Origin of the sequence: Paraburkholderia dinghuensis, assembly GCF_003837865.1 — a bacterium.
GTDB lineage: Bacteria > Pseudomonadota > Gammaproteobacteria > Burkholderiales > Burkholderiaceae > Paraburkholderia > Paraburkholderia dinghuensis.
In genome coordinates this window covers 226,303-239,299 of sequence record NZ_RQIS01000011.1, presented here as the reverse complement: position 1 = coordinate 239,299, position 12,997 = coordinate 226,303, and the positions used below count along the sequence as shown (strand labels likewise).

At 63.1% G+C, this 12,997-nt stretch carries 11 protein-coding genes; 3 read left to right on the top strand and 8 right to left on the bottom strand.

Annotation, left to right across the window (positions count from 1 at the left end; genetic code table 11):
* Positions 1 to 55: 55 nt before the first annotated feature.
* The gene (locus D1Y85_RS16825; RefSeq protein ID WP_185219019.1) at positions 56 to 1,714 is read right to left on the bottom strand and encodes an AMP-binding protein; all 1,659 of its coding nucleotides are present in this window, start codon (positions 1,712 to 1,714) and stop codon (positions 56 to 58) included.
* 90 nt (positions 1,715 to 1,804) lie between these two features.
* On the opposite strand from D1Y85_RS16825, the gene D1Y85_RS16820 reads away from it, so the two are divergent.
* The 3 genes from D1Y85_RS16820 (at position 1,805) to D1Y85_RS16810 (ending at position 4,453) form a co-directional block, all read left to right on the top strand.
* The gene (locus tag D1Y85_RS16820) at positions 1,805 to 2,833 is read left to right on the top strand and encodes an acyl-CoA thioesterase (protein ID WP_221410309.1); all 1,029 of its coding nucleotides are present in this window, start codon (positions 1,805 to 1,807) and stop codon (positions 2,831 to 2,833) included.
* A 172-nt stretch (positions 2,834 to 3,005) separates the two neighbouring features.
* Positions 3,006 to 3,461, top strand: coding sequence for a MaoC family dehydratase (locus tag D1Y85_RS16815; RefSeq protein ID WP_124152233.1), 456 nt, complete (start codon positions 3,006 to 3,008; stop codon positions 3,459 to 3,461).
* Positions 3,462 to 3,493: 32 nt separating this feature from the next.
* A complete protein-coding gene (locus D1Y85_RS16810; protein ID WP_124152192.1) occupies positions 3,494 to 4,453 on the top strand; it encodes an acyl-CoA thioesterase in 960 nt (319 codons plus the stop codon).
* 76 nt (positions 4,454 to 4,529) lie between these two features.
* Here the strand turns inward: D1Y85_RS16810 and D1Y85_RS16805 are convergent, their stop codons facing one another.
* The 7 genes from D1Y85_RS16805 to D1Y85_RS16775 form a co-directional block, all read right to left on the bottom strand.
* Positions 4,530 to 5,582 carry an NAD(P)-dependent alcohol dehydrogenase gene (locus D1Y85_RS16805; protein ID WP_124152232.1) on the bottom strand — a complete coding sequence of 351 codons (1,053 nt, stop codon included), beginning with the start codon at positions 5,580 to 5,582 and terminating at the stop codon, positions 4,530 to 4,532.
* Positions 5,583 to 5,598: 16 nt separating this feature from the next.
* Entirely contained in the window at positions 5,599 to 6,288 is a 690-nt protein-coding gene (locus D1Y85_RS16800) for a phenylacetate--CoA ligase family protein (protein ID WP_124152191.1), read from the bottom strand.
* Positions 6,285 to 7,604 (bottom strand): phenylacetate--CoA ligase family protein, encoded by a 1,320-nt coding sequence (locus D1Y85_RS16795; RefSeq protein ID WP_124152190.1) that lies wholly within the window; start codon positions 7,602 to 7,604, stop codon positions 6,285 to 6,287. Before D1Y85_RS16795 ends, D1Y85_RS16800 begins: the two co-directional genes overlap by 4 nt.
* A 128-nt stretch (positions 7,605 to 7,732) precedes the next feature.
* On the bottom strand, positions 7,733 to 8,527 hold the full coding sequence (locus tag D1Y85_RS16790; RefSeq protein WP_124152189.1) for an enoyl-CoA hydratase: 795 nt from the start codon (positions 8,525 to 8,527) through the stop codon (positions 7,733 to 7,735).
* 86 nt (positions 8,528 to 8,613) lie between these two features.
* Positions 8,614 to 10,764: a fatty acid oxidation complex subunit alpha FadB gene (gene fadB, locus D1Y85_RS16785; protein ID WP_124152188.1), complete on the bottom strand. Its 2,151-nt coding sequence runs from the start codon at positions 10,762 to 10,764 to the stop codon at positions 8,614 to 8,616.
* Positions 10,765 to 10,815: 51 nt separating this feature from the next.
* Positions 10,816 to 11,994 (bottom strand): acetyl-CoA C-acetyltransferase, encoded by a 1,179-nt coding sequence (locus D1Y85_RS16780; RefSeq protein ID WP_124152187.1) that lies wholly within the window; start codon positions 11,992 to 11,994, stop codon positions 10,816 to 10,818.
* Between the two features lie 50 nt (positions 11,995 to 12,044).
* Positions 12,045 to 12,827, bottom strand: coding sequence for an SDR family NAD(P)-dependent oxidoreductase (locus D1Y85_RS16775; RefSeq protein WP_124152186.1), 783 nt, complete (start codon positions 12,825 to 12,827; stop codon positions 12,045 to 12,047).
* Between the last annotated feature and the right edge of the window lie 170 nt (positions 12,828 to 12,997).

The following is a 12,997-nucleotide window of genomic DNA, read 5'->3' as shown; positions in this document are numbered from 1 at the left end:
CGGTGGACCAGAAAGCAGACAATCAGGCCGCCCAGGCAGGCGTCCTTGCACCACGCTAGAGGGCGCGCAACCGCTCGCGCAGCGCCTGCTTGTTGATCTTGCCAGTCGCATTGCGCGGCAACACGGCAATCGCCTCCAGCCTTTCAGGTGTTTTCTGACGCGCCTTGCCGAGCCTCGCGAAATGCGCGGCGACCTCATCGAGCGCGAGCGGATTGCCGTCCCTCCACACCACGAACGCACAGATCCGCTCGCCCACACGCGAGTCCGGCGAGCCCACGACAGCGACCTCGGCGACTTGCGGCAGGAGCGCTAGTATCTCTTCGACCTCCCGCGACGAAATTTTTTCACCGCCTCGGTTGACGATGTCCTTTTTACGGTCGGTGATGTGCAGAAAACCGTCGGCGTCGAGGTGCCCGATGTCCCCTGTGAGAAACCAGCCACCGGGAAGAAAGGCCGCGCGATTCAGCGAGGCGTCGCGATAGCCGATGAAGCACTCCGGTCCGCGCGTGGCGATTTCGCCGTCCTCGCCAAACGGCACGTCGCGGCCTGCATCGTCGACAATCCGCATCCGGTTGCCGGCTGACAGCGAACCTTCGGTATGCAGACGAGTTTCGAGTGCATCGTCAGTCCAGCCGAGCGTCACTGTCGGGTGCTCCGAGAGACCATAGGCCCGATAGGTGGAGATGCCGCGCTCGACACAACGCTGCACCAGCGCGCTCGGCACCGGCGCGGCGCCGGTCAGGTAATCATGCAGCGTGGCAAGCGCGAGGCCCGCGGTATCGGCGGCATCCAGTAGCGCGCTCAGGTGGAAGGGCGTGCCCGAACTCGCTCCGATCTCGAAGCGCTCCACGAGTACCGCCGCGCGCGCGGGGTCCCACGCGTCCATCAGCACAGTGGGCCGTCCGCGCAACGCGTGCTCCAGCAGCACGACGAGGCCCGCGATATGACCCGTAGGCCAGGGAGAAAGCTGTGGTGTCATTGGGTTTGCGCGGCGCTGCGCCGCCGTGCGGCTCTCGGCCAGCAACGTGTTGGCGCTGTGCTGCACGCCCTTGGGGGCCGCCGTCGTGCCCGACGTGTAGATCAGAAGCGCGGGATCGTCGGCGCCGGCGCGACTCGGCGGCAAGACGATGCCAGCACCGCCGCCGACGTCGGCGGTCAGCGTGCTCCAGCTCAGCGCGTGACCGCCAGAGGTCTCGCCAACCACGATGGTCCGCCGTAGCCCCGGCAACGTGCGCGCGGGATCAAGCGCGTCGAGCAGCGCCTGCGCGCTGCCGTGACGCGTCGTCGCCGGCACCACCAGCATGCGGGCATTCGCATCGCGCAAGATCTCGCTCAGTTCCGCCGCACCGTAGATCGGCACGATGGGCAGAAAAACCGCGCCCAACGCGGCGGCCGCGCGCTGCAACAGCACGCCTTCGAGCGAGTTGGGCAATTGCACCGCGAGTACATCGCCCGTGCGGAGCCCTTCGGCGGACAATGCGGCGGCCAGCCTCAGTCCCTGTGCGTGCAGGTCCGCCAGCGTCGTGCGGGTTTCACCCGCGGCCGTGCTGATGACAATCGGCGCGTCCGGAAACGCGCCGGCCGCTTCCGCGAAAGCCTGCCCCAGATTCCGTTCGCCGTGCAGGCCCAAGGTGCGCCACTCGAGCCGCTGCTCCCGCGGCGGTGCCCAGCTACGCTCGCCTTCCCGCCCGGCAAGCCGCGTCGTCTCCGTCATGACTCGCTCCATAATCAGCTTTATCATTAATATAATTTTACGATACCATTGATGGACCATCAATGCACCGCAGAGACGCCTGAACTGCTCATGAAGTCCTCCGATCAGCCGGTCACCGCGGCCACACTAGATATCCCTGAACGTTTCAATACCGTTCAGCCCGACCTTGGCAGCGACCCCGCCTGGGACCACCGCGACCTGAGCGTGCTGCTCTCGCTCAAGCGTGGCGACGATGGCGCGCTGTATAGCCCCCATACAGACGTCAACCTGAATGGCGCGGTTTTCGGTGGCCAACTGGTGGGCCAGGCCATTGCCGCCGCCTCGGCGCAGGACATCCCCCCCGACGCGGCGGCGCACTGCGTGCAGGTGAATTTTCTGACCGCCGGCCGCGCAGGCGAGCCGATGCGTTACGAAGTGCGTCAACTGATGAAGGGACGCCAGTTCTGCGTACAGCAAGTTCTGGGTACCCAGGGCGAGCGTGTCGTCATCAGCGCGAACGTCTCGTTCCATCGCGATGAGCCAGGCCCGAGGTTTCATCAGCCCATGCCGACGAACATGCCAGACCCCGACAGCCTGCCGACGCTGCGCGACACCCTGCTCGCGCACGCCGACCAGTTGCCGGCGCGGGTGCGCAAGCGCGCCGGGATGTCGCGCTCGCTGGACTTGCGTCCGGTCGATCCGGAAGGCTTCCTGTTCAGGCGCGACACAGTTCATGCCGCGTTTCGCTACTGGGTGCGTGTCGCACGTCCGCTTCCCGACGAACCCTGGATTCAGCAAGCCGCGCTGGGCTATCTGTCCGATTACTGGTTCCCGTTGACCGGGCTCACGCCGCATCTCGACAACAAAATCGGTGCCGGTCTGTACGTAGCGAGCCTGAACCACACGATGTGGCTGCACCAGCCGACGCGTGCCGATGACTGGTTGCTGGTCGACGCAAGCAGCCCCGGTTCGGGCAACTCGCGCGCGCTGAGCATCGCCCGCGTGTATGCGCGAGACGGCCGCCTAGTGGCGAGCCTTGCTCAGGAAAGTCTGTGCCGCGGATGGGTCGAGCATGACGGCGTCTTCGATGCGCCCGGCATGCCGGACGATTCAACCGACATCAATTCGAGTCCCTCTTAATCTTACCGTGTCGTTTAATTGATTATGCGAGGCTGATCGTCCGGGCAAGAGGGGCACCATCGTTGCATGAGACGAAATCCAAACAGAATGCATAACGTGGCACTGCAAACGCGCGGTGGCTGCCGGTGCGCTGTTCGGTAGAAACGAACTGCTCCAAAAGGAAAAAATCGATATGAGGAGTTTCGAAAAAATCGCCGATCTACAGCCACTCGTTGGCGAGTCGCTTGGCACGAGCGAGTGGCTGACGGTCGATCAGCATCGCGTGAACCTGTTTGCGGAGGTGACAGAGGATCACCAGTGGATACACGTGGATGAAGCTCGCGCAAAGGCGGGGCCTTTTGGAGGAACCATCGTGCACGGCTTTCTCACGCTGAGCCTGCTGCCCGCTTTCACCGCGAGGACATTCCATATCGGTGAGACGAAAAGCGGCCTCAATTACGGGCTCGACAAGGTCCGGTTCGTCTCGCCGGCGCTCGTGGGCAAGCGGCTGCGTGCCCATTTTCGGCTGCTGGAGTGGACGGCGATCAATAACGGCGGCGCACAGTTGAAGATCGAAATGACGGTCGAATGCGAAGGACTGGAAAAGCCCGTGTGCATTGCCGAGTCGATCCTGCGTCTTTTCCCATGAAAATAACAAAATAATATTAATCAATCGTGTCTATGTCCGATACCCTGTTGCGCCGAAGCGAACTCGCACCCCCAGCCGAACCGAGGCCTGGCCAGCTACTGGTCCGCAATCCGCAGCGACTGCTGCGCAGTTCCTACCCTTACTTCTGGCCGTTTCCGATCCGCTGGAGCGACGTCGAAAACGGCATTGTCAGCCGGGTCGGCATGGCGCAATTCTACGAGGACACGCGTACGCGGGTCGCGCGTGCAATCCTGGGCGACGATAACTTCGGCTTCGACAAATGGAAGGGCTTGCTGCGCGCCATCACGTTCGAGCATGTCAGCCCGGCGCAACACGATCTGCCGATCGAGATGGCGGGCACAATCGGCGCGGTGGGGCGCAGTTCCCACACGTTCGCGCTGGCCGCGTTCCAGGGTGAACGCTGCGTGTCCCTTGGCCGAGCCGTCGGCGTAACCGTGGACGACGAAATGCACGCCGCGCCCACGCCGCCCGAACTGCGCCTGCTCCTGCTGAGCCAGGTCTGGCCGCATGCCGACACGTTGCCCGTCAGTCACGGCGACGCCGATCTGCCGCACGACGTACATGCCTATCCCTTCGTCGAGGAATACGCGACACGCTTTTCCGACACAGACGCGGTCGGCCACGTGAACAACGTTGCCGTAACCCGCTATCACGACAACGGGCTGATGGCCTTCCAGGCGGCGCAGACCGGCCGCGTGACGGTGCACGGCGACGCCGGGTATTGGCACGTCGCGCGTCACGAGATTTCGATGCTTGGAGAGTCTTTCTACCCGGCGCCCATGCGTGTTTGTGTTGGCGTTACTGGTGAGATCGGGCCGACGCATTTCACGTTGGCTCAGGCGCTTTTCCAGGAGGGGCGTTGCACGGGCCGGTCCATCGCTGAGATCAGCGTGCTGGACGCGAGTGGAAAGCCACGCGTGCTGTCCGCTGCGTTGCGCAACAGACTGGAGCGCAATCGGCTCGTCGGTTGACTGAGACAAAAACGGGAGCCGTAAAGGATCGCAACCAGCCGGTCGGTCCTTTACGGCATTGACGGCTTGCCCTGCTTCAGGCCGCCTTCAACGAGGCCATGTCGATCACGAAGCGATACTTGATGTCGTTACGCTGCATCCGCTCCCACGCCGTATTGATTTCTTGCATCGGAATCAACTCGCATTGCGGCAACACCTGATGCTCGGCACAGAATTCCAGCAGACCCTGCGTGGCCGCAATCCCACCGATGGCCGAACCGGCCAGTGAACGGTGGTTTTGCAGAAGCAGACCAGCATGAACCGGCGGGATGAAGTCGATTGCGCCTACCATCACCATCACCCCGTTACGGCCAAGCAGATTCAGATAAGGCGCGACGTCATGCGCATTAGGAATCGTGTCGATCAGTAGATCGAAGCGGTTCCTGCTGGCCTTCATCGCATCGCGATCATTGGATAGCAGCACATGATCCGCGCCCAGAGCGCGGGCGTCGGCCGCCTTCGACGGCGAGGTCGTGATCATCGTCACCTCGGCGCCCAATGCGGCGGCCAGCTTCACGCCCATATGGCCCAAGCCGCCCAGGCCAACAATCCCCACCCGCTTGCCCGGACCGGCATGGAAGCGGCGCAACGGCGACCACATGGTGATGCCCGCGCAGAGCAGCGGTGCCGCGTAGCGCAGATCGAGGCCGTCCGGCACCTTCAGCACGAAACGATCGCGCACGACGATGTGCTCGGCGTAGCCGCCACGCGTGAATCCGTCGCCATTGCGCTCGCGTGCGTTGTAGGTGCCAGTCGGCCCTTTTTCGCATAGCTGTTCTTCACCCCCTTCGCAGGCGGCGCAGCGTAGGCAACTGTCGACCAGACAGCCCACCGCCACCGCGTCGCCCACGGCGAAGGCAGTCACCGCCGATCCCACCGCAGTCACGTGGCCGACGATCTCATGCCCCGGCACCAAAGGGTAATTGGTGTTGTGCCAGTCGTTGTGCGCCTGATGAGCATCCGAGTGACACACGCCGCAATACGCGATCGCAATTGCCACGTCGTCTTCGTTCAGCGCGCGCCGCTCGAAGGTCATCGGAGTGAGTGGCGCATCGGCACTCGTCACGCCATAACCGAAACATTGACTCATGACACGCGCTCCGTTTTCAGGTGGGCAGGACGCGAGGGTCCGGATTACCGCAATCGCAGACACCGTGAATCACCTTGCCCTTCAGACCCGTGCGAAGTTTGTAGAACGGCTCCGAGCGCTCCAACCGGCTCGACAGCACGACTTCGCCGCCCTCCTCTTCGACGTTCCATTCGAAGCGGTCCAGATGCGCACCATGGCCCGCAGGACACTCGATGGCGAAAGCGGGTCCCACCTCCAGGCAGCGATACACCTGCAGACCCGGTAGCGCTTTGAGCGTCTCGTAGGCACCGGGCCTCGCCCAGACCACCATGCCCTCGAACACTTTGGCCGGATCCAGATCCATGCGGGCGAGCCCTTCCAGCGTGCCCGGCGTGATGCCCATTGCAGCGATCAGCTTAAAACGGCGCGAAATGTTCGCCACGCGTCCCGCGTCGAAAACTGAGGAGTCGGCGGATACCACGACCATGCCGTACGACATGATCGCGCGCTCGACGCCCAGCAACTGTGCGCCCTCGTCCCACATCGCGGTGAACATCACATTGCCGCCGGTCCGGAAGTGGAACGCGTCGAGCACGCGCACTGCCGCAAGGCGGGCGCGTTCCAGTTCGAGCGCGGAATACGCCAGCGTTTTGCGCGAGCCATCGGCGGCGATATAGCGGCCGACCGCGATGGGCGAAATATCGAACTTGAGATCTGGATTGTTCATGCCTTGGTCACTCGCGGAATCTTGTTGGGAGGCCCGTTCTTCAACAATTCGGCGTTCTCGACTAGCTCCACTTCTGCCGGCACGCCAAGCCCGGCGCTAACCGCCGCGCAGATTGCCTGCGCCAATTCTTCCTTGCTGCCCTGGAGCAAATCGGCGGCGTAACCCACGCGCAACTTCAGCACCTCGGCTTCGCGCTGCGGACGCACCAGCTGGAACAACGCCGACTGCGTAGCGGGGAACTGGTGCATCAGCGGGAAAATGTCGAGCGGCAAGACCGAGCGGCCCTGAATCAGCATCTCGTCACCCTTGCGGCCCAGCGGGCGGATGCGGCCATGCGTGCGGCCGCATGTGCACGGTTTGCTTGTGTACTCGACCAGATCGTCGGTACGGAAACGTACCAGCGGTCCGACGTCGTCGGCAAGCGCCGTCACCACCATTTCGCCACGTGCACCGTCCGGCACCGGCTGATTTCCCGATGGATCGAGGTGCTCCACCAGCGCGAGGTCTTCCCACGTATGCATTCCTTCATGGGCGCTGCATTCCATGCATGTCGCAATGTCGCCCAGCGACGTCAGCTGGAAGATCTCGAGACCCCAGCTTTCTACCAATTGCCGCAAACTCTGACTCAGCGGCTCGCCACCGAAGACCACACCCCGACAGGACGAGAAAGCCTCGCGCAAGTCGTCGCCGGTTTTCTGCTGATATTGCTGCAGGCCCATGATGAGCGGCGTGGACAACATGAAAAGCGTCGTCGGCCTGAACTTGCGTGTAATCGCTACCAGGTTCGCCACCTCGAACGGCAGATGCGGCACACAAACGGGACGGATCCCCGAAGCGGTGAACTTGTCGAAGTTCAGCCCCTCGCGGAACGTGAACAGCGCATAAGCCATGTAATCGTGAGGTCTGGCACCCATGTGCCACATCTCGCGCTGGATGCCATCGATCGTAGTGTGATGTTCCGAGCGCGGCAAAGGCGTCGGGTCACCCGTGGTGCCCGAGGTGAAACCCACGCCGCGCAGATGCGGGGCGTCGGCACAGCGCAGACCTCCAAAGGGGTCGCCATGCGTATCGCGGAAGCGCCGGATGCGATCCTTGTCGATGAACGGCACCTTCGCCTTGAAATCGGCCATCGAGCGGAGGTCTGACGGCTTGACACCTGCCTCGTCCCACACTTCCCGGATCAAGGGCGAACGCTGATACACGTACGGCATGAGCTGAAGAATGCGCACCTCTTGCAGCCTCTCGAGCTGATCGCGCGGCATCGTCTCAATGTGCGGATCGAAATATCGATCACTCTGGGCACAGGGCGTGGTCATTCTGTCTCCTTCATGTGAACCGCTCCGGTCTCACCAGCTCAAACGGGCGAAATTAGCTTAATGATTTACATTTTGAAGATGAATCACAGCGCGCGCCTCCGTAGTTTCCCGAAGCCCGCGTGCTTAATTCATACGAAACTGTCGAGCTGCTGCTGCGCACGCGTGCGAACGGCGTGGCGGCGGCGCTCCAGATCGCCCGGATCGATGTCCGGCATGGCCGCCACCGAGCGGCGATGTTCCAGTTCCAGCGCCTCACCGTAGGGCAGTGCGTAACCGTCGTCGATCAGGCGCTTATATTCGATTAGGGTCTGCGGCACCGTGGAGAGCATCGCGGCCGCCATCTGGCACGCTTCAGGCAACAGGCGATGCGGCTCGACCACGCGATGAGCGAGGCCCCAGGCCTCGGCTTGCGCAGCGGACAAAAAATCTCCGGTAAGCGACAGCGCCTTCGCACGATAGATGCCGATCGTGCGCGAAAGCCGCTGCGACAGCGTCCAACCCGGCAGCACGCCCACTCGCGCGTGCGTGTCGGCAAAACGGGCAAGCTGGCTGCAGATCAGCACATCGCAGGCAAGCGCCAGTTCAAAGCCACCAGTGATGGCCACGCCGTTGATCGCACCAATCACGGGGCCGGGGAAGTCCAGCAATGCGGCGACCGGATTGCACTCGATGTCATCGAGCGCAAGCGCGTTGCCACTCGCGGCGGCGCCAAGCTCCTTGAGATCCAGTCCGGCGCAGAATGCGTCGCCCGCGCCAGTGAGAATCAGCACGCGCGCCTGCGGGTCCCGCGCCAGCATTCGCACCGTATCAGTCAGTTCGCGCCGCAATGCCTGCGACAGCGCGTTCTTCGCGTGCGGACGGTTCAATGTGAGCAACACGCAACCGGGCAGCCGTCGCTCGACAAGCAAACTGGAGTCGGCCATCAAGCTTTCTCGTCAGGTTGAAGGTAAACATAGGACCCGGCGGCGTGAAACTCGCCGCCGGGTTACTGCCGGCAATTCCGGCGCACTCAATTGCCGTAAAAACGCTGCCCTTGCGCTGCCATCGCACGCATGCGTTCGGTCGGCCGATAGCCCGGGCCCAATGCCGCGTAGGCCTCGGCCCGCTCGACGACGTGAGCAAGACCCAGCCAGTCCGCGTACTTCAATGCGCCGCCCAGATAGGCCGGAAACCCGATGCCAAGCAGCAATGCCATATCGAGTTCGACCGGACTGGCCACGACACCGTCTTCCAGCGCGTGCGCCGCTTCGATGATCAGCGGCAGCATCATGCGTTCGATGATCTCGTTGTCGCTGAAATCGCGCGTGCCGTTCGGCTGGATCTGCGCCAGCAGCGCGCGGGTATCGTCCGCCACGCTGCGGCGCGGCTTGCCGTTCGGGTCGGTTTCATAACGGTAGAAACCCACGCCGTTCTTTTGCCCGAAGCGCTTGTTGGTCGACATCAAACGCAATGCGTCGTGCTCGAGGTAAGGCATGCGCTCGGCGTAGCCCGCCGAAATGATGTCGCTGACGTGACTGCCCGTGTCCATGCCGACCACGTCTTCCAGATAGGCCGGGCCCATCGGCCAGCCGAATGCTTCCATCACCTGATCGACGCGCTCGAAATCGGCGCCGTCGCTGACCAGTTGCAGAAAGCCGCGCATATAGGCGGTCAGAATGCGATTGACGAGGAAGCCCGGACAATCCTTGACGACAATCGGTGTCTTGCCCATCGCCACGGCGTAACCGACCGCCGTCGATACCGCTGCGTCGCTCGTCCGGCTGCCTTTGATGACCTCCACCAGCGGCATCACGGGAACCGGGTTGAAAAAGTGCATGCCGACGAAGTTTTCGGGCCGTTGCAGCGGTTGGGCGATATCGTCGATGCGCAAGCTCGACGTGTTCGAGGCGATCACGGTATCCGAACGCACCACGCCCTCAAGTTCGCGCAGCACCTTGTGCTTGACGCCAAGGTTCTCGACCACCGCCTCGACCACCACGTCGACCTTGTCGAAGTCGGTATAGGCAAGACTGGGGACAATCGCGCGCAGCACATCGTGCGCCTTGGATTGCGCCAACCGTCCGGCCTTGATCTGCTTGGCGAGCTGCTTTTCGGCTTCACTTATGCCGAGGTCGAGCTGTGCCTGGGCGATGTCCTTCAGACGCACCGGCACGCCCCGCAATGCACTGGTGTAGGCAATGCCGCCGCCCATGATGCCGGCGCCGAGAACCGCCCCCTGGCCTACAGCACGAGCCTGCTTCGCGTGCTGCTTGAACAGTTTCTTCAGAACCTGATCGCTCAGGAACGTCTGAACCAGGGCATCGGCTGCCTGGGTTTTGGCGATCCGGGCAAAAGCGAGTCCCTCTTCGTCCAGCGCACCGGCGCGATCCATGCGGGCCGCGCGCTCCATCATTTCGACTGCGGACAGCGCGGCCGGCTGATGCTTGCCACTCGACTTCGCTACCTTCGCCCTCGCCTCGTCGAACAGCTTCGCCAGATCTTGCGGCGACTGTGCGAGCGGCGAGCGCTTGGCGTTCTGACGCGCGCGCCAATCCAGTTTGCCCTCTGCCGCGCGTTTCAGATGATCGAGCGCGACATCGCGCAATGCTTCCGGCTGCGCCACCGTGTCGACCACGCCGGCTGCCAGCGCGCCGTCTGCTTTCGACGGCTTGCCTGAGGCAATCCAGTCGATCGCGACCGCCGGGCTCGCCAGACGCGGCAGGCGCACCGTGCCGCCAAATCCCGGGAACAGGCCGAGCTTGACCTCGGGCAGTCCAACCTGCGCCTCGCTCGACATGATCCGGTAGCACGCACTCATCGCCATTTCCAGACCACCGCCGAGCGCGAAACCGTTCAGCGCGACGACCGTCGGCACCGGCAAGTCCTCGAACGCGTTGAACACTTCATTCGAGCGCGCGTTGTGCGCTGCGAGATCCGGAACCGGCAGCTTGAACATCTCGCCGAACTCCGTGATGTCCGCACCGACAATGAATACATTTTTTGCGCTGGTTACCAGAACGCCTCGCAAACCCGCCACGCCGGCGATTTCCGCCGTGGCACGGCGCAACTCGTCGACCGTGCGCGCGTCGAGCTTGTTGATCGAATCGCCTTCGCGATCGAAACACAGTTCGACGTATCCGTCCCCGAGCGCCTGCACCCGGATGCTCTGACCTTTGAACAAGACTTCTCTCCTCTTCCGTGATTCACCGACGGCAGCGTCGCCCGTCAGCCGTCAAAGACGTTCGACGATGGTGACGTTAGCCATGCCGCCGCCTTCGCACATCGTCTGCAGGCCATAGCGCTTGCCGCGTTGTTCGAGCGCGTTGATCAGCGTCGTCATCAGCTTGGTACCGGACGCGCCCAGCGGGTGACCCAGCGCGATCGCGCCGCCGTTCACGTTCAGTCGCTCCGGGTCGGCGTCCAGTGCCTTAAGCCACGCAAGCGGGACCGGTGCGAACGCTTCGTTGACCTCGTAGAGATCGATATCGGAGATCTTCATGCCCGCCTTCTTCAGTGCGTGGGCGGTGGCCTGGATCGGCGTTTCGAGCATGATCACCGGATCGCTGCCCAGCACGGTCATGTGGTGAATGCGCGCGAGCGGCTTGACGCCCAGCGCCTTCAGGCCACGCTCGTTGACGATCATCACGCCGGTCGCGCCATCGCACACCTGGCTGGCCGTCGCGGCGCTCACGCGCCCGCCTTCCTGCAGGAGCTTCACGCCAGCGATGCCTGCGAGCGTCGCGTCGAAACGGATACCTTCATCGACCGTGTGCATGTCGCCTGGCACCGTGCCATCTGCGAGACGCACCTGAAGCGGCAGAATTTCGTTCTTGAAACGGCCCGCTTCGGTGGCCTGAATGGCGAGCTGGTGGCTATGCAGCGCGTAGGCGTCGAGTTGGTCCTTCGAGAGCGCGTACTTTTCAGCCATCATCTCCGCGCCCATGAACTGGCTGAAGACCACGCCGTTGTAACGTGCCGAGACCGTGTCGCTGATGTAGGTGCCCATGCCGTTCTTCTGCGGCAGCGCCGAAGGCGTGAACATCGGCACGCGCGTCATCGACTCGACGCCAGCGGCAATCACGATATCCATTGCGCCCGACATCACCGCCTGCGCCGCGAAATGCGCGGCCTGTTGCGACGAGCCGCACTGGCGATCCACCGAGGTGCCCGGCACGGATTCCGGCAGCTTCGATGCGAGTACCGCATTGCGCGCGACATTGGTCGACTGTTCGCCGACCTGGCTCACGCAGCCCATGATCACGTCGTCGACCGCGGCCGGATCGGCGCCCGAGCGTTCGAGCAACTCGTTGATGACCTGAGCGGCCATGTCCACCGGATGCCAGCCCGCCAGACGGCCATTGCGACGACCGCCCGCGGTACGCACCGCGGCGACGATATAGGCTTCAGCCATGTTGATCTCCTGAGAATATGCAGAAAAATGGATTCGACTTCGTCGCCGGATCAGCGCGGCGCCATGCGGATAGCGCCGTCGAGACGGATGCACTCCCCATTGAGGTATGCATTGGTCGCGATGCTTTCCACGAGCGCAGCGAACTCTTCCGGCTTGCCAAGACGTTTCGGGAACGGGACCGAATCGGCCAACGACTGCAACACGTGATCGGGCACGCCCATCATCAACGGCGTTTCGAAAATGCCCGGCAGAATCGTATTGACGCGGATACCGTCGTTCATCAGGTCGCGCGCGATCGGCAACGTCATGCCAACGATCCCCGCCTTCGAAGCGCTATAGGCCGCCTGTCCCACCTGACCGTCCTGCGCCGCCACCGATGCGGTATTGACCACGAGGCCGCGTTCGCCATCCGCGAGCGGAGCGAGGTTCAACATGCCGGCGGCCGACTTCGCGATGCAGCGGAAGGTCCCGATCAGATTGATCTGAATCGTGCGCTCGAACTTGTCCAGCGGATAGTGCTTCGTCTCGCCAGTCGACTTGTCGCGACTGGCCGTCTTGATCGCGTCTCCGGTGCCGGCGCAGTTGATCATCAAACGCTCCTGGCCAATGGCGGCTCGCGCCTTCGCGAACGCGGCGTCCACCTGTGCCTCGTCGGTTACGTCGACCTTGCAGAATACGCCGCCCACCTCTTTTGCCACGGCTTCGCCGTGTTCCGCGTTGAAGTCCAGAATCGCTACGCGCACGCCGTGCGACGCCAGACGGCGCGCAGTGCTCGCGCCCAGACCGGACGCGCCGCCGGTGATCACAGCCGAAATCGTTGAATCAAGAATCATGATGAATCGCACTCCTCGTTGATGGTCAAGCGGCGTATGCAGACTCCGCAATGCCATCACTCTAGGCACGAATCGCACGAAAGGCCATCGTCCGAAACGACGAGAGCGGCGGCGCAATGCGGCCCGCAAGGTGCGTTGCCTTCACGGAGATCCCCCTCTAGAATAGAGGT

Excerpts from the sequence above, each read along its gene's own strand:
- D1Y85_RS16825 (WP_185219019.1), bottom strand. The coding sequence starts at position 1,714 with ATGACGGAGACGACGCGGCTTGCCGGGCGGGAAGGCGAGCGTAGCTGG.
- D1Y85_RS16820 (WP_221410309.1), top strand. The coding sequence starts at position 1,805 with ATGAAGTCCTCCGATCAGCCGGTCACCGCGGCCACACTAGATATCCCT.
- D1Y85_RS16815 (WP_124152233.1), top strand. The coding sequence starts at position 3,006 with ATGAGGAGTTTCGAAAAAATCGCCGATCTACAGCCACTCGTTGGCGAG.
- D1Y85_RS16810 (WP_124152192.1), top strand. The coding sequence starts at position 3,494 with ATGTCCGATACCCTGTTGCGCCGAAGCGAACTCGCACCCCCAGCCGAA.
- D1Y85_RS16805 (WP_124152232.1), bottom strand. The coding sequence starts at position 5,582 with ATGAGTCAATGTTTCGGTTATGGCGTGACGAGTGCCGATGCGCCACTC.
- D1Y85_RS16800 (WP_124152191.1), bottom strand. The coding sequence starts at position 6,288 with ATGAACAATCCAGATCTCAAGTTCGATATTTCGCCCATCGCGGTCGGC.
- D1Y85_RS16795 (WP_124152190.1), bottom strand. The coding sequence starts at position 7,604 with ATGACCACGCCCTGTGCCCAGAGTGATCGATATTTCGATCCGCACATT.
- D1Y85_RS16790 (WP_124152189.1), bottom strand. The coding sequence starts at position 8,527 with ATGGCCGACTCCAGTTTGCTTGTCGAGCGACGGCTGCCCGGTTGCGTG.
- D1Y85_RS16780 (WP_124152187.1), bottom strand. The coding sequence starts at position 11,994 with ATGGCTGAAGCCTATATCGTCGCCGCGGTGCGTACCGCGGGCGGTCGT.
- D1Y85_RS16775 (WP_124152186.1), bottom strand. The coding sequence starts at position 12,827 with ATGATTCTTGATTCAACGATTTCGGCTGTGATCACCGGCGGCGCGTCC.